This window comes from Bacillus sp. NPDC094077, from assembly GCF_050279465.1.
In the GTDB taxonomy this organism is placed as follows: Bacteria; Bacillota; Bacilli; order Bacillales; family Bacillaceae_G; genus Bacillus_A.
The window spans coordinates 82,868-109,672 of sequence record NZ_JBNNUF010000006.1 but is presented as its reverse complement, the minus strand read 5'-3'; the positions used below and the strand labels follow the sequence as shown (position 1 = coordinate 109,672).

22 protein-coding genes and 1 riboswitch are annotated in these 26,805 nt (G+C 36.6%); of the genes, 16 read left to right on the top strand and 6 right to left on the bottom strand.

The genetic code is table 11. From position 1 onward, the window contains the following. Positions 1-947: 947 nt before the first annotated feature. The 3 genes from ACQKNR_RS16625 (at position 948) to ACQKNR_RS16615 (ending at position 5,874) form a co-directional block, all read left to right on the top strand. On the top strand, positions 948-2,402 hold the full coding sequence (locus ACQKNR_RS16625; protein ID WP_427318832.1) for a YfcC family protein: 1,455 nt from the start codon (positions 948-950) through the stop codon (positions 2,400-2,402). Between the two features lie 32 nt (positions 2,403-2,434). Beyond that, positions 2,435-3,559 carry a M20 family metallopeptidase gene (locus tag ACQKNR_RS16620; protein WP_427318831.1) on the top strand — a complete coding sequence of 375 codons (1,125 nt, stop codon included), beginning with the start codon at positions 2,435-2,437 and terminating at the stop codon, positions 3,557-3,559. A gap of 233 nt (positions 3,560-3,792) precedes the next feature. After that, positions 3,793-5,874, top strand: coding sequence for a sigma-54 interaction domain-containing protein (locus ACQKNR_RS16615; protein ID WP_427318830.1), 2,082 nt, complete (start codon positions 3,793-3,795; stop codon positions 5,872-5,874). Positions 5,875-5,949: 75 nt separating this feature from the next. Here ACQKNR_RS16615 and ACQKNR_RS16610 read toward each other — a convergent pair whose 3' ends face one another. Beyond that, on the bottom strand, positions 5,950-7,380 hold the full coding sequence (locus tag ACQKNR_RS16610) for a YfcC family protein (RefSeq protein ID WP_427318829.1): 1,431 nt from the start codon (positions 7,378-7,380) through the stop codon (positions 5,950-5,952). Between the two features lie 270 nt (positions 7,381-7,650). On the opposite strand from ACQKNR_RS16610, the gene rraA reads away from it, so the two are divergent. The 7 genes from rraA (at position 7,651) to ACQKNR_RS16575 (ending at position 15,365) form a co-directional block, all read left to right on the top strand. Next, positions 7,651-8,130: a ribonuclease E activity regulator RraA gene (rraA, locus tag ACQKNR_RS16605; protein ID WP_042978866.1), complete on the top strand. Its 480-nt coding sequence runs from the start codon at positions 7,651-7,653 to the stop codon at positions 8,128-8,130. A gap of 341 nt (positions 8,131-8,471) precedes the next feature. Next, positions 8,472-10,400 carry a DUF4430 domain-containing protein gene (locus ACQKNR_RS16600; RefSeq protein ID WP_427318828.1) on the top strand — a complete coding sequence of 643 codons (1,929 nt, stop codon included), beginning with the start codon at positions 8,472-8,474 and terminating at the stop codon, positions 10,398-10,400. 56 nt (positions 10,401-10,456) lie between these two features. Next, entirely contained in the window at positions 10,457-11,251 is a 795-nt protein-coding gene (locus tag ACQKNR_RS16595; RefSeq protein WP_427318827.1) for a DUF4430 domain-containing protein, read from the top strand. 22 nt (positions 11,252-11,273) lie between these two features. Further along, entirely contained in the window at positions 11,274-12,152 is an 879-nt protein-coding gene (locus ACQKNR_RS16590; RefSeq protein WP_427318826.1) for an energy-coupling factor transporter transmembrane component T, read from the top strand. Beyond that, a complete protein-coding gene (locus ACQKNR_RS16585; protein WP_427318825.1) occupies positions 12,125-13,786 on the top strand; it encodes an ABC transporter ATP-binding protein in 1,662 nt (553 codons plus the stop codon). The genes ACQKNR_RS16590 and ACQKNR_RS16585 overlap by 28 nt, the downstream gene beginning before the upstream one ends. Beyond that, a complete protein-coding gene (locus ACQKNR_RS16580) occupies positions 13,759-14,460 on the top strand; it encodes an ECF transporter S component (RefSeq protein ID WP_427318824.1) in 702 nt (233 codons plus the stop codon). The genes ACQKNR_RS16585 and ACQKNR_RS16580 overlap by 28 nt, the downstream gene beginning before the upstream one ends. Positions 14,461-14,642: 182 nt before the next feature. After that, entirely contained in the window at positions 14,643-15,365 is a 723-nt protein-coding gene (locus ACQKNR_RS16575) for a YwiC-like family protein (RefSeq protein ID WP_427318823.1), read from the top strand. Positions 15,366-15,395: 30 nt separating this feature from the next. Here the strand turns inward: ACQKNR_RS16575 and ACQKNR_RS16570 are convergent, their stop codons facing one another. Beyond that, positions 15,396-15,587 (bottom strand): hypothetical protein, encoded by a 192-nt coding sequence (locus ACQKNR_RS16570; protein WP_427318822.1) that lies wholly within the window; start codon positions 15,585-15,587, stop codon positions 15,396-15,398. A gap of 122 nt (positions 15,588-15,709) precedes the next feature. Beyond that, positions 15,710-15,808: riboswitch (SAM riboswitch) on the top strand. A 40-nt stretch (positions 15,809-15,848) separates the two neighbouring features. Here ACQKNR_RS16570 and ACQKNR_RS16565 point away from each other — a divergent pair. The 4 genes from ACQKNR_RS16565 (at position 15,849) to ACQKNR_RS16550 (ending at position 17,759) form a co-directional block, all read left to right on the top strand. Further along, complete coding sequence (locus ACQKNR_RS16565) at positions 15,849-16,169, top strand: hypothetical protein (RefSeq protein WP_427318821.1); 321 nt, start codon at positions 15,849-15,851, stop codon at positions 16,167-16,169. A 205-nt stretch (positions 16,170-16,374) separates the two neighbouring features. Beyond that, the gene (locus tag ACQKNR_RS16560; protein ID WP_427318820.1) at positions 16,375-16,812 is read left to right on the top strand and encodes an SWIM zinc finger family protein; all 438 of its coding nucleotides are present in this window, start codon (positions 16,375-16,377) and stop codon (positions 16,810-16,812) included. A gap of 21 nt (positions 16,813-16,833) precedes the next feature. Continuing rightward, complete coding sequence (locus ACQKNR_RS16555; protein ID WP_427318819.1) at positions 16,834-17,409, top strand: NAD(P)H-dependent oxidoreductase; 576 nt, start codon at positions 16,834-16,836, stop codon at positions 17,407-17,409. Continuing rightward, positions 17,406-17,759 carry a group-specific protein gene (locus ACQKNR_RS16550; protein ID WP_427318818.1) on the top strand — a complete coding sequence of 118 codons (354 nt, stop codon included), beginning with the start codon at positions 17,406-17,408 and terminating at the stop codon, positions 17,757-17,759. Before ACQKNR_RS16555 ends, ACQKNR_RS16550 begins: the two co-directional genes overlap by 4 nt. A gap of 40 nt (positions 17,760-17,799) precedes the next feature. Here ACQKNR_RS16550 and ACQKNR_RS16545 read toward each other — a convergent pair whose 3' ends face one another. The 3 genes from ACQKNR_RS16545 to ACQKNR_RS16535 form a co-directional block, all read right to left on the bottom strand. Then, complete coding sequence (locus ACQKNR_RS16545) at positions 17,800-19,146, bottom strand: short-chain fatty acid transporter (RefSeq protein WP_427318817.1); 1,347 nt, start codon at positions 19,144-19,146, stop codon at positions 17,800-17,802. 276 nt (positions 19,147-19,422) lie between these two features. Continuing rightward, positions 19,423-20,970 (bottom strand): sensor histidine kinase, encoded by a 1,548-nt coding sequence (locus ACQKNR_RS16540; RefSeq protein ID WP_427318816.1) that lies wholly within the window; start codon positions 20,968-20,970, stop codon positions 19,423-19,425. Further along, positions 20,967-21,653 (bottom strand): response regulator transcription factor, encoded by a 687-nt coding sequence (locus ACQKNR_RS16535; protein ID WP_427318815.1) that lies wholly within the window; start codon positions 21,651-21,653, stop codon positions 20,967-20,969. Before ACQKNR_RS16535 ends, ACQKNR_RS16540 begins: the two co-directional genes overlap by 4 nt. Before the next feature lie 238 nt (positions 21,654-21,891). Here ACQKNR_RS16535 and ACQKNR_RS16530 point away from each other — a divergent pair, with 238 nt between their 5' ends. Further along, positions 21,892-24,069: a glycosyltransferase family 39 protein gene (locus tag ACQKNR_RS16530; protein ID WP_427318814.1), complete on the top strand. Its 2,178-nt coding sequence runs from the start codon at positions 21,892-21,894 to the stop codon at positions 24,067-24,069. Positions 24,070-24,253: 184 nt separating this feature from the next. Then, positions 24,254-24,514, top strand: coding sequence for a hypothetical protein (locus ACQKNR_RS16525; protein WP_427318813.1), 261 nt, complete (start codon positions 24,254-24,256; stop codon positions 24,512-24,514). A 996-nt stretch (positions 24,515-25,510) separates the two neighbouring features. Here ACQKNR_RS16525 and ACQKNR_RS16520 read toward each other — a convergent pair. Next, a complete protein-coding gene (locus tag ACQKNR_RS16520) occupies positions 25,511-26,770 on the bottom strand; it encodes a serine hydrolase domain-containing protein (RefSeq protein WP_427318812.1) in 1,260 nt (419 codons plus the stop codon). Positions 26,771-26,805: the final 35 nt, after the last annotated feature.

The following is a 26,805-nucleotide window of genomic DNA, read 5'->3' as shown; positions in this document are numbered from 1 at the left end:
ATAGGAATGTATAAAAAAATGAATAGAGTCATAGAAAAAGAAAAAGGCGGATTCCTTGTGAGGGTAAGGATCCTCCTTATCCTTGCTACCGATAATGATACATTATGTTTACTAAACATGTATGGGATATTCATGTTTTATTCTTTTTTATTATTGTTTTGACACCTAATGCAACACATATAATCCCTATCATTTTCATTAGAGTATTGCCTATATCTCCAAGACTATTAACTGTTAAACCAATTAACAAACTTCCCAATAGAATAAGAAATATACCAAATAACATTTTCAATAAGATTAGCACCTAACTTCTTTATAAATTTTTTTAAAGTTTTACCCTTTCTTTTAACAATTGGATAAATTTACATTTTATCCTTTTCTTTTTATGTAGAGTACTCAAGATCAAGAAGTATTCGCTATAACTTCCGCTTTCGAAAATTATGTAAATAAGCTGTTCACTGGATTCTCATAGAAAACTGTGGTGAGATGAAATTTTTGATTTTGAAGTACTTCAAAATCTTAGCTAGATGGCTATGTATCGGTACTCCACAATAAAAAGGCAGGAACATTTTGTACATATCAAATATGTTCCTGCCTTTGATTTTATTAAGTTTAACATCTATGACCTAAATATAAAATTTTATGGAGCTTCTTTTTTATTTTATAAATCTTTTTCATACTATAATAATGGTTGTGTTATAGGCTATCCAATAACTAATAAAATAACCTAAAAACTGACCAGAGATTAGTGTTTAATAGAATATTTGCAGTATTTAAAATTGGCATGATTCTTGCAGAGTAAAAAACTGTGAGTTCTGAATTTTACAATACGATGAAATGGGGGGGGATAGTCTATTATGGAGATAATCAAAAAAACGGGGAGAAATGCTTCAAAGGATAGAGGGGGAGCAAGGTGAAAACAGAATTTTTGAATTGGAGGATACTTTATGCAATCTATTAGGGAAGAGGAAGCAGTTGAAAAGACAGCTGATCAGGTGAGAGTAGAGAAGAAAAAAAGATTCGTACAACCTGACGCTTATGTTCTATTATTTTTTGTTGCATTGATTTGCGCTATTGCCACATACATTTTACCAGCAGGTGGATTTGAAAAGATAAAAAAAGGGGATATCACCCTAACAGTACCTGGAAGTTTTCATTATATTGATTCAAATCCCACAAGTTTTGTAGACTTCTTTACTACGATTCAGCACGGAATGGTAAAAGGTGCACCACTTATTTTCCTTATTCTATTTACAAGCGGAGCCTTAGCTGTCATTGAAAAATCGGGTGCGATCGATGCGTTTCTTAAGTCCACCCTTACTCGATTCAGGAATCGCTTGCTGTTTTTAATTATACCTGTAGGATTGCTATTTTCTGTTTTGGGAACGACTGGGATTGTGGTCAATTCGGTAATCGCTTTCATTCCGTTGGGATTACTTATCGCACGTGAATTGAAATTGGATCCTATTTTCGGCGTTGCTCTTATTTATCTAGGAACCTATACAGGTTGGAACGTACCTGTTTTTGCCCCTCAAACGCTTGGGTTATCTCAGCGTATTGCCGAACTTCCGCTTTTCTCGGGAATGGGCTACCGGATCATTATCTACCTAGCATTTTTGGCTGTTACTCTTATTTATATATATTTGTATGCACGCAAAATTCGAAAGGATCCGACTAGGAGTATCCTTGGCCCAAAATCGTTCACTTCTGAGATTGTCGTGAAAGGTGCTGAAGTAGAGACTACGGTAACGGTTTCCTTGCAGCAAAAGCTAATTTTATCATTTGCTGGATTGTCCTTGCTAGGTTTTATAGTTTTCTCTCAGATATATAAATGGACAGAAAATGAAATGGCTGGTCTTTTCATTTTTATTGCCATCGGTGCCGGCTTGATTGCTCGAATGAGTGCAAATGATATTGCATTGACATTTATTCAAGGTTGTAAACAAATGGTCTATGGAGCTCTTATTGTGGGGATGGCCAGAGCAGTGGGCTTAATCCTTGAGGATGCAAAGATATTAGATACCATCGTCAATGCGTTGGCTCAATTCCTTGAACCGCTGTCACCACTTGCTGCTTCGATTGGAATGTTTACTGGAAGTGCGGCACTTCACTTTTTAATTTCTTCCGGTTCCGGGGAAGCGACCGTATTGATGCCGATTCTTGTTCCGTTGGCAGATTTACTACATATTACACGTCAAGTAGCTGTCCAGGCAGTTATTTTTGGGGAAGGATTAGTAAATACCATTAATCCGACATCCGGTGTGCTGATGGGGATATTAGTAATGAGTGGCATCTCCTATGGAAAATGGTTGAAGTTCATGCTTCCATTAACGGCAGTTTGGTTTGTTCTCTCATGTCTTTTCATCATTCTCGGTGTGATGATCAACTGGGGACCTTTTTAAGAAATTGGCGATTAATAAAGGAGACTTTAAACATGGATACAGTATTAGAATATTTAAAGCAACACCAAGAAGAAATCTTGAAAGATCTAAAAAAACTTGTGCTAGCTGAGTCACCCTCGCATTCGAAAGTGCGGGTGGATCAGTGTGGAGAAGTGATTCAACAGTTGTTTAAGAAGCATCTTGACGTTGAGGCGGAAGTGATTCCCCAAGAACATGTGGGAAATCACCTGCGGTTTAGTTATGGGAAAGGCGATCCCCAAATTTTAATCATTTGTCATTTTGATACTGTTTGGGAGGTGGGAAGACTTTCCTACCGAGTAGAAGGAAATAAGGCGTATGGGCCAGGCATCCTAGATATGAAAGGAGGAATTATCCAAGCTCTTTGGGCCTTGAAAGCCTGCCGTGAGCTGGGGATTTCCTTAAATAAGAAGATCGTTTTCTTTTGCACTAGCGATGAGGAGGTTGGAAGCAACACGTCTAGGGTATTGATCGAACGGGAAGCTTTAAAGAGTCAGGCTGTTCTCGTTCCGGAGCCGGCAGCGGCACATACAGGTGCACTTAAAACGGTTCGAAAAGGAATTGGTAAGTTTTCAATCCAGATTAAAGGGAAAGCAGCGCATGCAGGGCATAATCATCAGGATGGAATCAGTGCGGTACAGGAAATGGCTCATCAGATTTTATTCTTGCACTCACTTACTGATTATGAGTTGGATACAACTTTAAATGTCGGTGCGGTACGAGGAGGGAGCGCCGGAAATGTGGTAGCAGAACAAGCGGAACTGGCTGTGGATTTGCGAATCAGCCAGTTCGATGAGGGAGAGCGTATTTCGAAAATCATTTATGGGTTAAAGCCACATCTGGAAGGGGTATCCTTACAGATTTCAGGTGGAGTTACTCGCCCGCCTATGGAAAGAACAGCTGAAAATGCAAAATTGTTTAAACTGGCAAAAACATGTTCATCTAAATTAGGGTTTCACTTGACTGAGGAATCAGTGGGGGGGGGCAGTGATGGGAGTTTTACTTCCGCATTAGGTATTCCAACACTAGATGGATTAGGTCCAGTCGGGGAAGGTATCCATGCCGAAAATGAGCATGTTGAAATCGAGCAACTTCCCGTTAGGTCAGCTCTGACCGCCCATCTACTCCAAAAATTATAATTTTAATACATAAAAGCGTAACTCTAGATTTGGCACTTGCATTTTTTTTCATAAGAAAGTTTAAATTAGAAAAAACGTGAAAAATGAACAACCTTTTCTATCTGGATAACACCTTCCTCTAATAGCCGTCTAGTTTTCTTGAAATACTCCGATAGAAGTTTTTATTAGGTATAGTTTTAGGTTTGTGTTTAAGTTATTATTATTCTAAAAAAGGGTTTTAAGAGGAGAGAAAAATGGAGAGACCAAGCATTTTACTGCTAACAAGAGGGGAAAAGCTAGCACAAACCTTTGAGACTAACCTGAGAATGTTTTTCGGTACCAATATTCAAGTTTATACCGTTCATGAGCATGAGGAGCTGGATAATCAATTAATGGACGAGTGCGAACTGATTCTAGTCTCCGCTGAAAGTATGTTGGAGCGTTTACCGAAACGACTCCATGAGCGGGTACTGTTTGTCAGAAGAACCGTTCATTTGCCAAATCTCGAAAAACTGATGGATTTAGCTCCGGGAACCCAATGTCTATTTGTCTCAAACAGTATGGATACGATTTTAGATGCCATTGAGCTTTTGAATCGCCTGGGGTTTGATTATTTGCACTTTATTCCATATGTTCCGCACCCAAATGAAATCCAGCCTGTACTTGAAGGCATCGGTGTAGCGGTTACTCATGGATTAAAAGAACTTGTCCCAGAGACAATTGGTAAAGTGGTTGATTTAGGCATACGCCCGATCGATTTGACAACGATTTATGATATTGCTCAACAATTGAATCTACCTATAGAAAATGCGCATTTCTATACAGCGGAGTTTTTTCGTGATTTTGTCCGCCTCGGAAGAAATTTAGCCAATTCCGTAAACAATGAAAAGCGGTTAAATCAAAAGTTAGAATCCGTATTTAATGCTGTTCATGAAGGAATTATCAGTATGGATGAATGGGGCGATATTACGGTTTTTAATGAAGAAGCGGAGACAGTTCTCGGCCTGTCTGCAGAGAATTGTCTTGGAAAGACGTATTGGGATGTAATTCCTGAGTTTAATCTGAATCAGATTTTTCGGTCCCACGTGGAGGAGTCCAATCAATTATTAGAGATACGGAACAAGGTTCTTCTGGTTACCAAGGTTCCCATGATACTGGATGGGCATTTGATGGGCGTCGTTGTTACATTTCAAGACGTCACAATTGTTCAACGAAATGAACAGGAAATCCGCAAAAATAGTAGCCGTCTGGGATTAACGACAAAATATTCTTTTGAAAACATCATTGGCGTAAGCGATTGCATAAGCTCTACGAAACAGGTTGCAGTCAGACTGGCAGAAAGCGATTTTACCGTATTAATAACAGGAGAAAACGGTACGGGCAAGGAAGTATTTGCTCAAGCGGTTCATAAGTATTCCACACGGAGGGATGGCCCATTCGTCCCGGTCAATTTTGCCGGACTTACAGAAAGTTTGGCAGAAAGTGAATTGTTTGGATACGAAGAGGGCTCTTTCACAGGAGCTAAAAAAGGAGGGAAAATGGGTCTATTTGAATTGGCCCATAATGGAACCATTTTTCTGGATGAGATTGGGGATGCACCTCTCGGTATTCAGGCAGCCTTGCTGCGTGTGCTCCAAGAGCGGCAGGTGATGCGGGTAGGAGGAAATCGCGTAATTCCCATTAATGTTAGGGTAATTGCTGCCACAAACCGAAACTTGAATAGTATGGTGTCGAAGGGTGATTTTCGGGAGGATTTGTACTATAGACTAAACGTTTTGCCATTAAATATCCCAAATCTTAGAGAACGACAAGAGGATCTTTTTATTCTCATCGACTATTTCCTTCGTGATAATGGGATAAAGCTACAATTTACACCTGAAGTAAAAAATGTTCTTTTAAACTACAGCTGGCCGGGGAATATTCGAGAGTTGGAAAACTTTATTAAGTACCTGAAGGTAATCGTAGAAGGAGATACAGTAAAATTACAACATATTCCTGAACGTATATTGAATAGCAACGTCATCTTGTCACGCTCTTACGGTGTAACAGCCGAAGGGGAAGATATCCTTCAATTTTTATCACGCCATGGTTCCCTGATGGAGTATGAGGAGATATTGACGATCCTGTGGAATATTAGTAAACGGCAGGAGCGGGCGGGCCGAAACCTTTTATGCTCATTGGTCTCCCGTCCATTATCCGAAGCTCAAATGCGCAATAAGCTATCAATTCTCAAACGGTGTGGATGTGTCGTGATAGGTGTCAAGAAGCAAGGTACAACAATCACTCCTACGGGAATACAAGTTTTACAAAGTATTAGAGAGAAAATCATTAATTAAAAAGGACGTTCATTAGTTATAAAAATATAGGGAGCCATTACTTTTGAATAGAAATAGCTTCCTATATTTTGTCATTTAATAGGGCCCCCACTCCATATTCACTCCAACAATAAGAAAAACAAGTCCAATGATAAACCAAATGAATGCAAGTGGAGCCATGAAACGAATCCATTTGCCATAAGAAATGCCGCTCGCTGCGAGAACGCCCATTAAAACACCAGAAGTTGGATTTAAGCAGTTCACTACACCTTCTCCAAGCATAACAGCCTGTACTGTAACTTGGCGTGTAATGTGCATGAAATCAGCTAATGGGGCTAATATCGGAATGAAAATAACAGATTCACCTGTACCTGATGAAATGAGGAAATGTAATGCAGCACTACTTACATACATACCAAGAACGCCAAATACAGGGCTTTGTCCTTCGAGAGCCTGCGCTAGTTGGTTAACGATTGTGTCCAGCAATTTTCCTTGTTCTAAAATGACTGAAATACAGCGGGCCATTCCGACGATTAACGCACCGTATATAAGTTTTTGGCAGCCTGTTAGAAAAGTAGAGGCGATATCGTTTGCTTTCATACCACCTATCATTCCCGCTACAATTGCTATGAAAATAAAAGTAGCGGTCATTTCTGCATCCGTCCAATGTAGCCGAAAAGCGCCCATTAAAAATACAATTAATGATAAAGCTGAAACGAGTAAAATTAACTTATGACGCATTGTCCAAGGAACTTCTGTTTTCTGCGTTTCTTCTCCACTTGAAAGAGCATTACTTGGAAACCAGTTGTCTCCAAGCATGCTTCCTTTATTCGATTCCTTTAAGCGTTTTACATACCAATGAATATAAAGAATGGTAGCAAGTAAAAAAGATATATAGATTGCTATACGTAAACCAATTCCTGAAAACATCGGAAGTTCTGCGATTTTTTGTGAAATACCTAAAGGTGAGGGAGATAAAATAGTAGCATTAAAACCAGCATAAGTGCCTAAATAGATAATTGCTACGCCGACGATAGCGTCCCATTTTAATGTGCGTGCAACGATGATACCAATGGGGATAAAACCGATAACTGAGTTAACGATAATGCCAGTCGTTCCAAGAATGGAAAAGAGTGCTGCGACAATACAAATGAAAAGTAATTGCTGATTCCGAAATTTGTTAATAACATGATAGATTAGACCGTCAAGAGCACCTGTTTTTTCAAGAATTGCAATGGCACCGCCTGTAAATAAAATTAAAAAGATGATAGGAGCAGCAAGTGTCATTCCTTTTTCAATAGCGGTAAAAAAGGAAACAAACCCTACAGGCGATTGTGGAACAGAATGGTAACTTCCTGGTATTGTTGTTGTAACAGTGCCGTTTGTAACCCTTTTAAATTCTCCAGCGGGAACAAAATAAGTAGCAATAGCGCAAAGTAAAGCAATAAAAAATAGTAGTACATATGCATCAGGCATTTTAAATTTTGATTGACTAGGCTGTTTTTTTGTCTCAGTTTGTAATTGCATGTAATCCCTCCTTTTTTCACTTGATTAATTTTAAATATTCTGAATTTTATCTGTGAAATAGATTATAATAAAGCTTTCTCCTTAAGGCAATAGTTTAAGTTTCTACAACCTATATTTGTACATAACTTTTCCCTCACATACAAATTATTGCAACATGAGACAGGGAAACGAAAAAAATCCAAGAATATGTTATATAGGGTGAAACGTTAATCAGTGGGGGACATTCCGCAGCTGAGAAATAGAAGGATAAAAAGGAAAAGAGGGAAAAAGATGTGGAAAACTACGGATCTATGTGATGAGTTTGAAAGTGAATTACAAATATGTCGCCAGTCTTTTCGGTCTTTTGGGAAGAAAGAACAATTTTATGGGAAAATTGCAACGGTAAAAGTGAAGGATGATAATGTACTAGTGAAAGAGGGATTGCAAACATTGCCAGAAGGAACGGTATTAGTTGTTGATGGAGGAGCCTCTACTAATTGTGCGTTACTCGGCGATAATTTGGCGGCTATTGCGGAAGAAAGAAAACTGGCAGGGATTATTGTAAATGGATATGTTCGTGATTCTAGTGAACTGAAAAATATTAATATTGGTATTTTAGCGTTAGGGACGATGCCAAATAGAAGTGTAAAAGAGGGAAAAGGAGAACGAAATATTTCATTGCAATTTGGAAAAGTGGAATGGAAACCAAATGAATATGTTTATGTTGATGAGGATGGCGTTATTATTAGTGAAAAGAGTTTGCATAGTTAGGAGGTTAGAAAGTTAGTATTCTTAGAAAATAAATCCGATAAAGCATGGACAAAATTCTTTGTCAATAGTAAAATAATACAGAAATTTAAAATATACAGAATGTATAGGTTTATCGTTTTTACGATAACTTGAATGGAAGTTAGTTTTGCCTAGAAAAGTGAATGCTATCACAATGATACGTTCATAAACGAAATTATTTTTCCTATACAAATATAGCCGCGAATTATGCGGGTAGGAGGTGTTGTGCATTTTTGTTCGACACTTACAAAAAGAGAGTGTCAATCGCATGCCCTTGAAGGGCCTTTTTTTGTGTAAATGGTAGTAAGGGAGGAAATTTTGGGATGGCAATATTAAGAAAATGGCTGCTTACGTCGTTAATGGCAGTTACACTTGTATTTGTTTCTTTTGCGAATACGGTACATATTACGTTTGCTGAAGGAAATACAGCAAAACTTGCAATTATTGGCGAATCACAAAAGGGCATTATATTATGCCCGAAAGAAGAGCAAATTGAAGATGGGGAAACAGCTTTAAGTTTGCTACAAAAAGTCATGGGGGACAAAGTAACATCTGAAACAATGTCGTTTGGAACATATGTAAAAGGCATTGACGGCTTAATGGCTGGGGACACAAGCGGTTGGATGTACGATGTAAATGATAAATCTGCAGAAGTTGGAGCAGATAGTTATAAATTAGAGTCTGGAGACGTTGTTGTATTCCGTTTCGTTTCAGACTGGAGCAATATGAGCCAAGAAACATTGAAAGAAACGTTAGATAAGATTGGAACTTGTAAAACAGAAGATCCTAACGGTGGCAAAACTGACGAAACAAACTCAGAAGGTCAAGATGGTAAAACACCAGATGGTAACAAACCAGAAGGTCAAGATGGTAAAACACCAGATGGGAACAAACCAGAAGGTCAAGATGGTAAAACACCAGATGGGAACAAACCAGAAGGTCAAGATGGTAAAACACCAGATGGGAACAAGTCAGAAGGTCAAGATGGTAAAACACCAGATGGGAACAAGCCAGAGGGCCAAGATGGTAAAACACCAGATGGGAATAAACCAGAAGGTCAAGGCGGTAAAACGCCAGGTGGAACAACAGAACAACCAAAGCAAGAGAACATTCGAGTTGCAGCAACACAAGTAAACGAAGCAATTTCTAAAACGTCTGAAAAGATGTTACAAGATGGAATTGAAAGTGATTGGGTAGCATTAGGCCTTTCTCGTTCTGGAAATAATATACCAATTGAGGCGCAATTAAATTATGTTAAGGCAGTAACAGAAAAAGTGGAAAAACGTATTAATCGTTTTTCAGCAACAGATTTAGCTAGAACGATTATTATGATGAATGCAATGAATGCAGACCCTAAAAAGGTAGGCGGACATAACTTAGTTCAAAAATTGTATGAATCAGATAAGGTGAATTCTGTTACAGGTTATACATTTGCTTTACTTGCATTTGATACGAAGAAATATGAGATTCCAGTTGAATCAAAATGGAATCGAGTTGCTTTAGTAGAAGCGCTTTTAAACACTCAGCATACGGATGGTGGCTGGACTTATGATAGTACAAGTAGTAAAGATAGTGCAAGTAACGTTGATGTAACAGGTATGGTTTTATCAGCATTAGCTCCTTATCAAGATCGACCAGATGTGAAACCAGCTGTACAAAAAGCTGTTGCGTATTTATATAACGAACAACTAAAAAATGGCGGTTTTTCTGCTGATGGAAAAGAAAATTCGAATAGTACTGCGCAAGCGATTATTGGATTATCACTTGTTAAAGATGTAGATCAAAATCGCCTTCATAAGGCAGTGCAAAGTCTGCTGTCATATCAGCTTCCAAATGGTGAATTCAAATGGTTACCAAGTGATCAAAACGGTAGTGGAATGGCTACAGAGCAAGCTCTTTTAGCGTTGCTTCAATTTAAAGATATCGGTAAGTCTATTTATAATTGGTCTAATGTAGTCGTTGATGAAGTAATTAAGCCGAAACCGATTGAAGAGCCAGAAAAGGTAGTCGAACCGGAAAATAATGTAGTAGATAAAGAAGTTACAGAAGAACAAAAACAAGTACAACAAGAAACAAAAGATGAAACTATAAAAGTTGTTGTAGATAACGAACCGGTTAAAAATAAAAAATCCGGAAACGGTAGCAGGCTACCAAAAACAGGAGCATCTTCTCATAGTGCAGCTACAGAAGTAGGTATGGGTGTATTATGTATTGCTTCTGCATATGTATTATGGAGACGTAAAGCAGCTTAACAAAAATTAGGAGCAATGATTTGCTCCTAATTTTTATATGAAAGGTGAGAGAGAACATGAGTAAGATGAAGTGGTTCATTTCTTTAATGCTTTCGCTCGGGCTACTTGCTGGATGTGAAGAGGCAGCTGTAAAGCCTGAGAAGAAAATAGAACCAAAACAAGAAGAGGTAGCAAAACAAGAAAAACCGAAACCGGAAGAGAAACAAGCTGAACCGGAGCAGAAGCAGCAAGAAGAGCAGAAAGAGAAACAAGAACAAAAAGTAGAAGAAAAGCCGAAAGAGGAAAAGACACAGGAACAGTCTGAAGTAAAGAAAGAAGAGAAACCTCAGGAACAACCTGCCGCTACTAAACAACCAGAACAGCAAAAAGCACAAGAAGAGAAACAACAGCAACCGAAAGCACAAGAAGTAAAAGAAGAAGCAAAGGTTGTTAATCAGCCGAAAGAAACACCGAAGCAGGAGCAAAAGGTAGATCCGAATAAAGAGAATAAAGCTATACCGACTCCGCCGGTGCCAAATCCTGAACCACCAAAACCAGATCCAGTTCCTAAAGAAAAACAAGTCACTATCTCAGTAAAAGGTCATGAAGGATACTTATTAGGTGCGAAAAAGGTTGATGTACAAGAAGGCGATACTGTTTATAAAGTGTTGCAGCGTACAGGATTAGATGTTGATGCAAGTGGATCAAAAGATAGTATTTATGTAAAAGGTATTAATGATTTATATGAAAAAGATATTGCTGATACTAGTGGATGGAAATATCGTGTGAACGGTGCATTTCCAAACCGTAGTGCTGGTGTAGTTACAGTAAAACCAGGAGATACAATTGAGTGGGTATATGTATTAAAATAAGAAAGGCATTCGGTAAAGGACTATGAAAATAAGTTTTTCTTCTTTACATCCTTTTGTGAATTTTTTCTATTATATCGGGGTGATGATACTATGTATGATGTGTCTTCATCCTCTTTTTTTAATTGGAGCAATTATATTAATTGTTATTATAAATATAATGCAAGGGAATAGCGGAAAGATACGAAAGATGTTACCGAGCACAATCGTTTTCTTTTTTATGGTGATTTTATTTAATTCGTTATTCACACATAGAGGTCGAACTACGTTATTTTGGTTAGGTGATAGTCGTATTAAGCTTGAGGCGATTATGTTTGGACTAGTAATGGGATTATTATTAGTTGCGGTTATGTTTACGTTCGCGTCTTATAATGATATTATTTCAAGTCATAAATTTTTATATTTGTTTTCGAGAATTTCACCGAAAGTTGCATTATTAACGATGATTACAGTGAGATTTGTTCCTTTGTTTATTAGGCGGTTAAAGAAAATAACACTTGTCCAAAAAACGAAAGGTGTGCAGGTAGATTCAGGTTCAATTGTTGAACGAGTGAAAAATGGTATGCAGTTGCTGCAAGTATTATTAATTTGCTCGTTAGAAGATGCACTTCAAACGGCAGATTCAATGCAAGCTCGTGGATTTGGTGTAACGAAGCGTACGACATATATTCGATATAGAATGGAAAGACGCGATTGGTATATGCTCAGTTATTTAAGTATTCTATTTATAGCTGCTGTCATAGTGAGTAATTATGGCGGAGGTAAATTAATTATTTATCCGAAAGTCGAATCTATTCTATTTCAGCAATACGATGGAATGATGTTTGTACTATTTACGCTGTTTATTAGTTTACCAATTATAATGGAAGGAAGGGAATGGGTATGGTGGCGCATGCAGAAATAAACAATTTATCATTTGTATATGCTGATGAAAACGAAGAAGCGTTACAGCATATTTCTCTTTCTATTCAAAAAGGTGAGTTTATTACACTTGTTGGCGGATCGGGTTCTGGGAAGACGACTTTATTAAAACATTTTAAAAAGGAGTTACTTCCAATAGGTAAGCGTTCTGGATATACGTATTATGACGGTGCTTTATTAGAAGATGTACCAGATTTATTATCGGCCCAAGAAATTGGGATGGTATTTCAAAATCCAGAAAATCAGATCGTTATGGATACAGTGATTCAAGAATTAGCATTTTCTTTAGAAAATATCGGATTACCATCACATATTATTCAAAAAAGAATAGCAGAGCTTATTAGTTTTTTAGGATTTCAAGATTTACTGCATCAATCTGTTCATACGCTATCTGGTGGGCAAAAGCAACTTGTAAATTTAGCTGCGGTATTAGTTATGCAGCCGAAATTATTATTATTAGATGAACCGACAGCGCAGTTAGATCCGATTGCTGCGAAAGAGTTTTTAGGATTATTAAAACGTATAAATGAAGAACTTGGAATTACGATTATTTTAAGTGAACATCGTTTAGATGAAGTCATGCCACTTGCAACACGAGTTGTTTGTATGGATAACGGCCGAATTATTTATGATGGTAACCCTAAAACGGTTATAGCGAAAATGTGGGAAGTAAAAAACTTCCGTCCATTCATTCCGCAAATTCCAAGATTGTTTTTAGAATGGAATGTGGAAGATATTCCCTTTACAGTGCGAGAAGCGCAAATGAAAATGAACGATTTTTCAGCGATATCATATGTGGATAAGCAAGAGAAGCGACATGAAAAACAAGAAATAATTTTAAATGCAGACCATATTTCTTTTCAATATGAAAAAAATAGTCCACTTATTTTACGAGATTTAACAGTTGCGATTGAAAAAGGAAAATGGGTAGCCCTCGTTGGGAAAAATGGTACCGGGAAGTCTACATTGTTAACGATTTTAGCTGGATTGCAAAAAGCGAGAAGAGGGAAAGTAAAATGGAATGGTAAAGTGATACATAAAATTGATTCGAACGAACGATTTAAAAGTATCGGGTATGTATCGCAACATCCGTATTATCATTTTACATTTGATACAGTGTGGGAAGAAATTTATGAACGTGCTCGTGAATTATATGGGGAACAAGGAAAAGAAATAGCAGAAGATATGTTGAAAAGGTTTTGGTTAGATTCACTTAAAGAGCGGCATCCACATGATTGTAGCGGGGGAGAGCAACAATTACTCGCATTATGTACAACGCTATTATCAAAGCCAACTTTATTATTACTTGATGAACCAACAAAGGGATTAGATCCATGGAAGAAAGAAAGAGTAGGAGAGTTATTTAAGCAGCTGCAAAAAGAAGGTACAACAATTGTAATGGCAACGCATGATATTGAATTTGCAGCGAAATACGTTGATCAATGTATGATGTTATTTGATGGAACAGTCATTATGAATGATGCACCGAAAGAATTTTTTAGCGGTAACTTTTTTTATACAACATCCATTAACAGATTCATTCGAAAAAAGTTGCCATATGCATTAACGTGGGAGGATGTGTACGAAGCGTGTCCAAACGATATGTTGCATTCATAATATGTATTTTTGCAGTTATAATAGGCACATTACTCTTTACTACACTTATCATAGACGGTTATTACATGTTAAGTAGTTTGTTTTTATTAGTTGTTATTATGTTACCTTTCTATGTTCGTTTTGAAAGGAAGGCGTTTGTTTCACGTGAAATTGTTCTCGTTGCCGTATTAGCAGCAATCGCAGCAGTTAGCCGAGTACCATTTTCTATTTTGCCAAGTGTGCAACCGACTTCTTTTGTCATTATCGTTTCTGCAATCGTGTTTGGAAGTGAAACTGGTTTTATGATCGGTGCCACAGCTGCTATTGTATCTAACATTTTTTTAGGACAAGGTCCGTGGACCCCATGGCAAATGTTTTCGTGGGGCATGATTGGGTTTATAGCAGGCTTACTTCGCTATACATTTTTAATGAAAAAGCTATGGGGAAGACTCCTGTATGGAGTGATCGTTGGATTTTTATTTGGCTGGATTATGAACTTCTGGGGACTACTCGGTTTTATACGAGAAGCAACGTGGGAAACTGTCATTTCGTACTATGTCGCAAGTTTTTACTTCGATTTGAGCCATGCGATTTCGAATGTTATTTTCTTATTATTATTTAGTACCTCTTGGATTAAGATTCTTACAAGATTTAAAAAGAAATATGGCATATTAGATGAGCATAACGTGACATAGAAAAGCATACTCATATAAGGTAGGGTCGCGACTTACATATTCGTTTGCCTCTTTCATGCTTCTTACATATTGTAAGGAGCATTTTTTTGTCAAAAAATAGATTCAATATGCATCCATTATTATATGAAATTATTTGTATAATAGTGGGTGAGAATTATTTTCAAGAGGGAGGTGTATAGGTAATGAAGTTAGTTATTCCGAAGCAACATGGGGCATGGGCTATGCTTGTTATACCATTTCTATTAAGTATTGTACTTGGGAAACCTACTTTATATCATATTCCATTGTTTTTAGCTTGGTTTTTTATTTATTTAGCTACGTATCCATGTCTCATGTACATAAAGCAAAGACGAAAAAAAGAGTTTTTACACGCTGCAATTGTTTATTTTATTATTGCGTTCGTATTTGGGATGATTTCTTTATTATATGAATGGCGAATTCTTTTATTCGTAGTAATCATGATTCCATTGTTTATTGTAAATATATATTACGCTCGTCAAAAAAATGAAAGAGCATTACTAAATGACATTTGTGCAATCATTGTTTTTTGTATAGGTGGTTTAATTAGTTATTATTTTTCAATGAAACTTATAGATAAAACAGCATTATTTATTGCGCTTATTTCATTTTTATATTTTTTAGGAAGCACGTTTTATGTGAAAACGATGATTCGTGAGAAAAATAATCCGAAGTATCGTCTTATATCTTGGGGTTATCATATCGTGTTGACGATAATCGTATTTGCTATCAATCCGTGGTGTTCTCTTATCTTCATACCAAGTGTCATTCGAGCAATTATGTTGTATGGCAAAAAAATTTCTATCATAAAAGTAGGGATTTTAGAAATTGCTAATTCTGTATATTTTTTAATCATAACGGCAATAATAATGAAGTATGCCATTTGAAAAAACTTCCCATCAATTGATGGGAAGTTTTTAATCTTGTTCTAAAATGTGAACCGTGTAATCACAACGTTGCAATGCTTGTTCAATAGCATAAAGTGATTGTTCAATACGAGCGCGATTAAAATCTTTTTCAACTGTCTGTAGTGCTTCTTCTAAACAATGTTTTGCTTCTTGTAATGATTGAAAAGAATCTTGTACATATCCGCGAGCGTTTTGATGCATTTCATAATCCTCCTTGAATGTTCATATATGTATAGTATGAACATTGAAGAAAAAAATATAATTTGTTATATTTGTTTGACAATTAAAGTGAAATTACGTATAGTAAGTTTTAAGTGAATATTTTCTTATCCAGAGAGGTGGAGGGACTGGCCCGATGAAACCCAGCAACCGCGATGCAGGTGCTAATTCCAGCAGAACATATTTGTTCTGGGAGATAAGACGAAGATATATACGTAACTTCTTCTTATCGGAGAGGTTTTTTTGTTGCAAAAAAACCGATTACGAAAATTTATATTAAGAAGAAAGGGGTTGCGGATTACTGTGACACTCGAAAAATACGTAAAACTGCGCAGTACAGTTTATGAATATATGATAGAACAAGATAAGCCAATATCATTGTTAGATATTCAAGAACATATCGTTTCGCATCATGAAGGAAAATTCACGAAAAAAATGTTACATCAATTTTATTTATCGAGGCTATTAGACGAACTGAAACTGGATGGGAAAATTACTTTAGCTGATGATGAATATCTCTTTGCGGAAAAAGGGGTATATTATAAGGCGAGAAAAGGGAGCTAAGCTCTCTTTTTTTTGAAGTATGTAGTGTAAAAGACTGCTAAAGCAGCCTGATACAAGGGAATGGTGTTGAGTGTGTAGTGTCAAAAGTTGAATGTGCCTGAAAGAGGCACTTCCTATCGGCTACAAACGAAAAGAGACACCTTCGCCGAATAGGTGTCAGTTGTTTTGTCACGTAGGCTCGCTACTTGACAGTTAATAGAATAACATGCAGGGTTTTGGAAGTCAAAAGGGAATTAAAGGAAGAGGTGTTGTTATGTACGCTTACTTATTAAAAGATATAACGAAATGGATTCCGAAGTACATTATTGACAGAGGATATGAATATTATGAAGATGGACATGTAGAAGATGTTGAAATACACGACAATAAAGTGTTTGCTTTCGTTACTGGGAATGCTGGGAACTATGAAGTAATTATTGATCTCGAGGATTTTACAGAAAGTAGCTGCGAGTGTCCTTATGAGAACTTTTGTAAGCATATGGCGGCGGTTGTTTATGATATTCAAAGTGCAGGTGAGAGTACGGTTAAAGAGAAACTGAAAGGTTTAGAAAAAGAAGAGTTACTAACAGTATTAAATCGGTTGTTACAAAGTTCAAAAAATGTGCAAATTGTAGAGAAGATGTTAAAGAAGGGGAAACTGTAATTATAGAGGGGGTGCTTTGTAGTGAACGTACTAATTATATACGCTCATCCTAATCCTTCAAGCTTTAACGGGGCAATTTTAGAGCATGTGCAAAAAGGATTACAAGAAACAAATCATTCTGTTACGGTACTTGATTTATACAAGGAACAATTTGATCCGGTACTTGTATTTAATGAAGAGAAGAGAAGGCGTGATTTAGTAAATGAGGAAGAGACAGTGCGATATAGAAAATTAGTGGAAGAAGCGGATACTCTTCTCTTTATATATCCGATATGGTGGTGGGGGATGCCTGCTATTTTAAAAGGATTTATTGACCGTATTTTTGTAGCTGGATTTGCTTATAAATATGAAGGAGCTTTACCGAAAGGATTATTGAACGGAAAGAAAGCGTGGGTTATTAATACGTTAGATTCGCCTTTATGGTACGTCGCATTATTATATCGATCAGCGGATTGGATTGTGATGAAGAGAGGCGTTTTACGTTTTTGCGGCATTCGCGATATAAAACGGTCAGTTTTTCAATCTGTGAAAACGAGTAAAGTAACGAAGCGAGAAAAGTGGCTTTTACAAATAGAAGAAAAGGCACGTACATTATGAATGAATTTGATCGTATTATAAAGTGTTGTCAGTATGATGACGAACTTTTTCGGACGTATATTACGTGTTTACTTCAATTGAAGAAATGTAGCGAAATGTTTCAACAAGTTCAAATACAATTAAGAGATGACTATTTAGTGAGAGGAATTTGTGAAAGAGAAGTTGATGAGGTAGTACGGGGAAGTAAAGAATATGAAATACATTTTCTTCCTAAAGTATTACGCTGGAATTTCCTTAAGAACAATCCTCATATGATTGAAAAAATATGTGAAGATTTGTTTGCATATAAAGCATTAAATCTTACAGGTATAGAGTGGAGAAAGATTATAAAATGTATAAAAAATGAATGATTTATTATATAAAAAAGCTAGTATAAAACTAGCTTTTCGTTTAAATAAATAAGAAACATAGACTAATGATAAAACCTGCATATAGTAAGTTAACAACGCAAAATCCCATAATATCACGAGCACCTAAACCAGCTATCGCTAATGCTGGTAATGCCCAAAAAGGTTGAATTAAATTCGTCCAAGCATCGCCCCATGCAATGGCCATTGCTGTTTTTGCAGCAGGTACACCAAGTTCAGCGCCAGCTGGAATCATAATTGGTGCTTGCACAGCCCATTGACCGCCACCAGATGGAACGAAAATATTAACTATGCCAGCACTTAAAAAACTAAAGAGTGGGAAAGTCGTTTCATTTGAGATGCTAATAAAGAAATTAGAAATAGCTCCTCCAAGTGAAAGTCCTTCACTATTTGCCCCAATCATCATACCCATAATACCTGCGTAAAATGGAAATTGAAGTAAAATGCCAGAAGCGCTTTTCGTAGAGTCTGAAAAAGCACGAATATATTGAATCGGAGTCCGGTGGAAAATAAGACCTGCAATTAATAACATAAAAATAACGATATCTAGCGTAAGGTTAAAGCCTTTCGTATAAAAGTAGTTGAAAATGTAAATGAGACCTAATAATCCAACGCAAAGTGTAATAATGATGCTATTTTCCATTTTTTCAGCGAATGTTTTTTGCTCTACTTCTTGAGCGGCAGCTTCTTCATGGAATACGCTAGGGTTTACTGTAATCGTATGTTTTTCATCTGGATGCATCGCCCGGTTAATGAGAGGCATCGTAACTAAAAAGATAATAACTGGAACGAGAGCGTATGGTGAGAATAACGTTTCTGTTATTGGAATCGCTTCTTTAATACTTCCAGCTGTCGTTTTGATTAACGTTTCGCCGCCTGTTGCTAATGTAAGAGGGATAGAAGCAGAAAGCCCTGCATGCCAAATGAGAAATCCAGAGTAAGAAGAAGCGATTGCTAGTCTATAATCTAATCCTTCTAATTGTCTTGCCACTTCTTTTGCGTATAAAACAGATACAACAATGCCGAAGCCCCAGTTTATGTATGCGCCAAGTAAACTTACGATTGAAATGGCAATAATCCCTTGGCCATTCGTTTTCGGTAGCCTTGCAGCTTTCGTTAATCCTTTTTTAATAAGAGGAGCATTTGCTAAAGCAGATCCTGTCACGAGTACAAGTGCCATTTGCATAGAAAAGGCGAGCAGTCCCCAAATTCCATTGCCCCAATGATTAATCATCTCAACAGGTGTTTGATGCGTCGCAAACATGCCGAAGAAGATAACGAAAACAGTTAATAAACAGGATAAAATAAACGGTTCTGGCAAGAAGCGTTGCACTAAGGCGACGCAACCATTTGTAAAAGAACGAAACAAAATAGATCAACCTCCTTATGTATGTTTATTACAATATTCGAGGTTGTTTAGGTGATAACCTTCAGTAAATTGAAAATTCAGATATTTAAAACCGGCTAATCTTATATGTGGAAAATATACAGTTTCAAGTATAAAGAAAAGGTACCCCTGCTGCAAGGTACCTTTTCCGAGTGACATAACTCATAGTCTAATCGAGCGTTGGTCACATAAACCGCTTAGATTATGAAATGAGTTATATTATGCAGTTATTAGTATGATTATTGGTTAAAATCACCTTCAATAATCATGCTTTGCTCCTTTATCATCTAGATGTAGTGATGGCAATATGAGTGGAAGATTAACATAAAATGTTGTGCCTTCTCCAAACTTACTTTTTACAGATGTCGTACCGCCATGTGCATGAGCAATCGTTTGAGTAATAGAGAGGCCTAGTCCAGAGCCACCATGTTTTCGCGTTCGAGAATCATCTATTCTATAAAAACGATCGAATACATAAGGAAGATTTTCTTGTTTTATGCCTGAACCATTATCCTGTAATGATAGTTCTACTTGATTATTCAATACCATTAAAGAAATTGTTATTTTGCCTGTAGTAGAATCAGTATGTTGGACCGCGTTATGGAATAGGTTTAGAATTACTTGTTTAATCTTATCAGCATCATAAGTACCTGTTACTCCTTCTGTTAAATCATATAATATGTGCCTGTGTCCGCCTAAAACACTTAGTTGTGGCTGCATTTGTTGAATGAGTTCGGTTAGATTCGTTTCCGATAAATGTAGTCCAGGTTCACGATCCATTTTTGCAAGAAACAATAAATCTTCTACTAACTTTATAATACGTTTTGATTCGCCGTGCATACTATTTAAAGCATTATATAGCTGATTAGGGCGATCTGCTGCGCCTCGTAATAACACTTCTAAGAAACCATGAATTGATGTAAGGGGTGTTCTAAGTTCATGAGAGGCATCAGCAATGAAACGCTTCATTTTCTCTTTTGTTTCTCTTTCATATTGAAAGGCTGTCTCTAATCGCTTTAGCATGTCATTATAGGCTGAAGCTAATTGATCAATTTCTTCTTGTCCTTGGTGTGTAGGGAGGCGATCAGCCAAATTACCCGCATTTGTATTTTTTACTGCACTTACGATGTTAGAAAGAGGAATCAATGTATTTTTTAGAACCGGTAAATATAGCGCTAAACCGATAAGTAAAGCTAGTACAGATAGGACAATGAACGTTAGTAATTGCTGAAATAGAATATCACGTAAAGGAGCAGTATCTGTCCCAATTTGAAGAATTCGATTGGGTGCTTGATTAAAATCCCCATTGGAACCATTAGGAATACCTGGAATAGGTTTAAAAACGATTAATTGTTCAATGCCTTCTTTATTACGCACTACTTTATATGTTACTTGTTTACGATTCGAGAACTGTTCTAGTATTTTTTCATACTCTTTGCTTAATAACTTTGGAGAGGATAATCCGGTGCTCTCTGCGAAGTCCTTAAAATCACCAGCCTGTCCGATAATTGCGAATGAAATATCTTTTGAGAATAAAAATCTTGGTCGATTAGGATCAGGATATTTTTTTTCTTCATTTTCTGAGTTGAAAGGAAGTAAATCTATGTCTGGTGGTAAAGACATCATCTTTGCTCGTAATGTCTCAGCCTCGTTTTTATATAGGAAGTCTTTCATTACCCAAAATTGTAAAAAACCGATACTCAAAAGAATAAGAGATAAAATAAGTAATGTTCGTGTTAAAAGTTGACGTCGTAGGGAGCGAGGCAGGAGCCTTTTGTTTATAAAGAACTGCATTCGCTTAATCATGGTAGGTCCACACGATAACCTGCACCTCGAATTGTACGAATGAGTTGGTGTTCTTTATCTTTTAATTTTTCCCTGAGTGAACGAATGTAAACTTCTACAATATTTTCATCTCCTTGAAAGTCGTAGCCCCATACTTTATCGAGTATTATGCCCTTGCTTAATACAATTCCGTGGTTAATTACAATGTATTTAAGTAGTTCATATTCCGTCGGAGAAAGCTCTAAAACTTCTCCTTTAAATAACAACTCTTTTCTACGATCATCTAATTTAAATGGCCCGTAAATAACTTCGCTGAATAAATTAGGAAACTGATTGCGAAGACGTGCATGTATACGGGCAAGTAGTTCGTCAAAACTAAATGGTTTTATCATATAATCGTCTGCGCCTAACGTTAGTCCTTTCACCCGATCATCGACTTCGTCTTTAGCAGTAAGCATAATTACGGAAGTAAGAGCGCCGCTTTTTTTTATCATTCGACATACTTCAAATCCATCCATACCAGGCATCATTACATCTAAGATGGCTACATGAGGCTGAAATTCTTGCGCTAAGTTAATCGCACTTATTCCGTCGGCCGCTTTTTTTACTACATATCCTTCGTTCATTAACCCTATCTCTAAAAACTGTAAAATATGGGGTTCATCATCTACTAATAATATTTTAATCCCTTTAAGAGAGTTCATATTTTTTACCTCCGGTTATTTAATTATTTTTAGTATCTTCGATTATGCTGAAAATTTGCTGAAAGTAACATGAATAAGTGGTAAGCTTTTTTAATTTTTGTTTTTCCACTGTAATGTTACAGCTATTTTACGTTTTCAGGAAACTTTCAGCTTATATTCAAGTCTACTTCAGATGGAAGAAAGATAATACAGTCATGGCCTAGTGCAATGTATAAAATAATTAAGGAGTTGTAATTCTATGTTTTTACACTTAAAAAAACGATTGGATGTGTTTTTAATATTGATAGTTCTTTTAGCTATGTTTTTATATGGCTATAATATTTGGACGGATCAATATGTAAATACCTATTATACGACTGCAGTAGCAAGTATGCTGCAAAACTTTCATAATTTCTTTTTTGCTTCCCTCGATTCAGCCGGGTCCGTAACGGTAGATAAACCACCTGTTGCATTTTGGATTCAAACGATTAGTGCCTATATTTTTGGGTTGCACGGTTGGAGTGTAATTCTACCTCAAGCATTGGCAGGGGTAGGATCTGTATTGTTAATATATTTTTTAGTTAAACCTTCTTTTGGTGTAGTTGCTGCACGTCTTAGTGCTTTAGCCTTTGCATGCACACCAATTGCAGCAGCAGTGAGCCGAACAAATAATATTGATAGTTTGCTTGTATTTACTCTTTTGCTAGCTACTTGGCTCTTGTTTAGAAGCGTGAAGCTTAGTAGTATTTGGAGTCTGTTCGGATCTTTTGCGGTAATGGGGATAGCTTTTAATATGAAGATGCTACAGGCATATATGGTACTGCCTGCTATTTATCTCTTTTATCTGCTAGCTGCGAAAGTGAACTGGAAAAAAAAGATTGGTTTCCTTACTGGTGCAACAGCTATTATGCTCGTTATTTCTCTTTCTTGGGCGGTAATTGTAGACAGTATTCCTGAAAATAAACGTCCGTATATTGGAAGTAGTGAGACAAATTCAGTTTTAGAATTAGCGTTTGGTTACAATGGCATATCACGTCTTACTGGGAATCAAGGAGTACCTGGTTCGAAGGAAAATCAACAACCATCTCAAAATAATATGTGGGGAATGCCAAATGATGGTGCTGAGAATGGCAAACAGGAAGTTCCAGCAGATAAAGGAGTACCTAATGCAAATGATCAATCTCAACCGCTTCAAGGTAACAATGAAGTCATACAAAACGATAATACTCAAAATGGAGCTAATTTACCAAAAGGAAATGGTGATGGTCCGCCGATAGGTAAAAATGGGGGTCCAGGTGGAAAGGTAGGAGGTATGTTTGGAACTGGAGAGAAAGGGCCGTTCCGTCTATTCCAGTCTGAATTATCTGGACAGGCTAGTTGGCTTCTACCGTTTATTGCTATTGCTAGTATTAGTTTATTAGCTAGTGTAAGAAGAAAGAATATAACTTTAAAACATAAAGAAGCTGTCTTTTGGCTCGCATGGTTAATTCCAGTCATGGTATTTTTCAGTATTGCTGGATTCTTTCATCATTATTATTTAATAATGCTCGCGGCTCCTATTGCAGCTCTATTTGGAGCTGGTTGGGCACAGCTTTTTGAGGATTACAAAAATAATACTGGTTGGAAATCTTGGTTATTGCCAATTGCAGTTGTAGGAACGGCAGGCTTCCAATGGTATATAATTCATCCTTACAGTGATGTCATTGGGGCTGCGTGGTCTTTTGGTATAGCTGCAGCCGGAACTATCTTTACTCTCTTGCTTGTTTGGTTTAAGTGTAAAAAGAATCAATTGCCTTTTATGCTGCATATTGCCGGATTACTTATATTATTAATTGGACCATTGTATTGGGCTGCTACACCGATTACTTATGGTGGAAATAGTATGCTCCCACAAGCGGGACCAAGCTCAGCAGATGGTCAAGGAGTACCAGATGGAAGTGGAATTCCAAACGAACGAGATCACGCTTTAACAGAAAATCATATGCAAGTTCCAAGCACTAGTGGAAAACCTTCAGGAATGCTAGGAAACAAACAAAGAGGTATGGATAATGAGAGTTTAGATGATAAAACTTTGTCATACTTAAAGAAAAACAATACTGGTGAACAATACTTGTTTGCTACAACAAGTTATCAAACTGCAGCTCCTTACATTATAGATAAGGGGGAATCTGTAATAACGATGGGTGGATTTTCTGGTTCGGATCCAGTGTATTCTGTTGAGAAATTAAAAGAGTTGGTAGTAAGCGGGAAAATAAAGTACTTCCTCATTTCAAATGAAGGAATGAGAGGCGGAAGTTCTGAAGTAACGAAGTGGATTCAAGAAAATGGTGAGGAAATACCTTCTGAAGAGTGGCAAACAATAAAAAATGGTGAAAAAGAAAGTATGAATATGGGTGGTCCTGGGCGCTCAAATACTTTATATAAAGTAACTTTGTAAAGGATTGGGTATAGTGGAAAATAATATATGTTATTCGATAATAATCCCAATGTATAACGAAGAAGCTGTTATTGGAGAAACGTATCGAAGACTGAAAAACGTCATGTATTATCCACTGTAATTAAATATTCATAGTATGAAAGATGGAAGACAAAAATATTTACAGGGATGAGGTGAATAAAGAATGTTTCGTAATTATTTTTACAACGAAACGCAAGTGCGCCCTTTAGGAGGGACGGGGCCTGCGCAAAGTACTATTCAAGCGGTTCATCAGGCGATACAAGCACAACAAATGCAGCAAAGTTATTACCCATCACAATCGCATTATTCATTACAGCCCTATTACCCATCACAATCGCATTATTCATTACAGTCTTATTATCCATCGCAATCGTATTATTCATTACAGTCTTATTATCCATCACAATCGTATTATCCGATGTAGATTAAATAGAAAAGAATATCTTTGTAATCAATTTCGTATAAAACTATAAAAGTTTTATATTAACAAAAAATTCATTTTATCATAAATAAAAAGGCGGTTGTTCCTGCAACCGCCTTTTAGTAAAACAAAGCACCTTCTCAGAAATAAAATATGGATGATTCCTGAAAAAAGTTATAGGATATAACCCTGTTTTTATAATTCAATTGACGAGCTTAATTTTATAAGAAAGGAATGACTACATTATATGAAAGCTTGTCTATAAAAGTTACAAATAAAAGAGCAGTTAGCAAAAGCTAACTGCTCATCTCCATGGGGAATGGAGAAAATATAATGTTGTTCACATTATTGACGGAATATGGAGTTTTATTTAGGATGGATTATATTTTACAAATTAGATTATGATAGTCGATATTCTCCATATTGACCAGAAAAGAACTAAAAATTCTAGTGAAATTCCAAGTATTCTTTTCCTAGTTTTTTGAAATTCTTTTATTAAATAGCCAACAGCACTAATTGCTATAAGGGTGAAAAGAATGAGTTCAAGTGTATCAGGCATTTTACCTACTCCTAATATTGTTTTTAATTCATTATATATTGATTATGAAATATTTTGAAGGCTAGTGGTGAAAATTAAACAAAATAATCATTTGAAATAGAAGGTGAGGAATTAACAAGGGCTCTAGAAAGCTGTGGTATGGTATTTGAAATGCTTAAATGTATCAAAGAAGGGGAGTGGCACATATAAGCGTCCGACTCCTATGAAGGTACTAAATGGAAATGATTATATAAATGGAAAGAATACTTATCGTAAAGAGAATGGAGTATGGAAGCAACGAAATAAATAACGTGAGGATAAATGAGTTTGATTAAGTTTAAAGCAATTATTGTAGGCGCTACCGTGACCTGGGTGGCGTCTTGTTTGTTGATAAGGAAAGATAAAATGATAACTGGGAATAGGATTGATGCAAATAGAACACTCAAATAAAAAAGCTTACACTACTGTGAAAGCTTTTCTAAATGATGTGCAATATCAACATACATATTTGAGTAAGTTGAATGTATTTCATTGCTTGGCGCAGCGTTAGAAGAGAAGTGGACGATTACCATATTTGCTTTCGGGTCGATGTAAAGTGTTTGTCCGTAACTACCTAACACTTCGAAAGCACCTTGTTCATTGTGCGGAATCCACCATTGATTATGATAAGAAATAGAAGCACCACTGCCAATTGCGAGTTCACCTTCTTGTACATCTTTTACACTTTCTGTAATAGAGGAAGGGATGATTTGTTTGCCGTTATATTGCCCGTTATTTAGTAGTAGTTGTCCGAATCTCGCCATATCTCTAGCAGTTGCATTTAAACCAGCACTTGCTTGTTCTACTTTTGTTTCATCTGTAACGTAATACGCGTTTTCTTCCACACCAATTTGAGACCAAATTCGTTCACTTACATTTTCAGCTAGTGATTTACCAGTGATTGTTCGAATAATCCAGGCGAGCGTTTCCGTTGATCCGTTATTGTAAGAAAAAGCGGAACCAGGCGGTGCAGTTTCTTCAGCTTCTCGTAACATATCATAAATTTTCATTGGACCATCGTAATTTTTACCTCGAGGTAAAATATTGCTAGCTAAATATAGTTGTGCATCTTGATTTTCTAGTCCAGGCTGCACATATCCGTGAGTGGGGTATTCTACAGAAACTTGCATGTCCATTAATTGCTGAAGTGTTGCTTTTCCGAACGGTGTATTTTTTAATTCTTTTATGTAAGTGTCAGCCGTTTTTTCTACATCAATACGATTCTCTTCAGCGAGAGATTGTATAATTGCCCCGGTAAATACTTTTGCTAATGATGCCATTCCATGAGGTTCATTCTGTTTATACCCATTGAAATAGCGTTCATAAACAAGTTGACCATTATGTACAACGACAAAAGCATCTGTTTTGTTATCGTCTAAAAGCTTTTTTAGAGGAGTTGTATTTCCTAATCCACGTTGAACAGCAAAATCGTCTAAGTTTTGTAGTGCAGTAGGGAAGTGGGAAATTTGATTAGGGTTATTATTTACCTCGTTAATTAAAGTGAATTCTTTCATATGTGTGTACGACCAACGTAAGTAAGGATCATCTAACCAATTTTCTTTTGTCACGTTATTTTTCGATGGGGTCGTTTTATTCTGTTTGAAGTATGTAAAACCAAGCCCTGTAATTACAAATATGCATGTTATTATGAGTAAGAGTAGGGGAGATTTTTTAAATTTCATATAGGTCCCTCCTTTATTTTCTATTATAAGTATAC

Coding starts and splice junctions, on each gene's coding strand:
- ACQKNR_RS16600 (WP_427318828.1), top strand. CDS start 8,472: ATGGCAATATTAAGAAAATGGCTGCTTACGTCGTTAATGGCAGTTACA.
- ACQKNR_RS16595 (WP_427318827.1), top strand. CDS start 10,457: ATGAGTAAGATGAAGTGGTTCATTTCTTTAATGCTTTCGCTCGGGCTA.
- ACQKNR_RS16530 (WP_427318814.1), top strand. CDS start 21,892: ATGTTTTTACACTTAAAAAAACGATTGGATGTGTTTTTAATATTGATA.
- ACQKNR_RS16610 (WP_427318829.1), bottom strand. CDS start 7,380: ATGCAATTACAAACTGAGACAAAAAAACAGCCTAGTCAATCAAAATTT.
- ACQKNR_RS16540 (WP_427318816.1), bottom strand. CDS start 20,970: ATGATTAAGCGAATGCAGTTCTTTATAAACAAAAGGCTCCTGCCTCGC.
- ACQKNR_RS16585 (WP_427318825.1), top strand. CDS start 12,125: ATGGGTATGGTGGCGCATGCAGAAATAAACAATTTATCATTTGTATAT.
- ACQKNR_RS16575 (WP_427318823.1), top strand. CDS start 14,643: ATGAAGTTAGTTATTCCGAAGCAACATGGGGCATGGGCTATGCTTGTT.
- ACQKNR_RS16570 (WP_427318822.1), bottom strand. CDS start 15,587: ATGCATCAAAACGCTCGCGGATATGTACAAGATTCTTTTCAATCATTA.
- ACQKNR_RS16520 (WP_427318812.1), bottom strand. CDS start 26,770: ATGAAATTTAAAAAATCTCCCCTACTCTTACTCATAATAACATGCATA.
- ACQKNR_RS16590 (WP_427318826.1), top strand. CDS start 11,274: ATGAAAATAAGTTTTTCTTCTTTACATCCTTTTGTGAATTTTTTCTAT.
- ACQKNR_RS16550 (WP_427318818.1), top strand. CDS start 17,406: ATGAATGAATTTGATCGTATTATAAAGTGTTGTCAGTATGATGACGAA.
- ACQKNR_RS16560 (WP_427318820.1), top strand. CDS start 16,375: ATGCAGGGTTTTGGAAGTCAAAAGGGAATTAAAGGAAGAGGTGTTGTT.
- rraA (WP_042978866.1), top strand. CDS start 7,651: ATGTGGAAAACTACGGATCTATGTGATGAGTTTGAAAGTGAATTACAA.
- ACQKNR_RS16625 (WP_427318832.1), top strand. CDS start 948: ATGCAATCTATTAGGGAAGAGGAAGCAGTTGAAAAGACAGCTGATCAG.
- ACQKNR_RS16535 (WP_427318815.1), bottom strand. CDS start 21,653: ATGAACTCTCTTAAAGGGATTAAAATATTATTAGTAGATGATGAACCC.
- ACQKNR_RS16615 (WP_427318830.1), top strand. CDS start 3,793: ATGGAGAGACCAAGCATTTTACTGCTAACAAGAGGGGAAAAGCTAGCA.
- ACQKNR_RS16525 (WP_427318813.1), top strand. CDS start 24,254: ATGTTTCGTAATTATTTTTACAACGAAACGCAAGTGCGCCCTTTAGGA.
- ACQKNR_RS16620 (WP_427318831.1), top strand. CDS start 2,435: ATGGATACAGTATTAGAATATTTAAAGCAACACCAAGAAGAAATCTTG.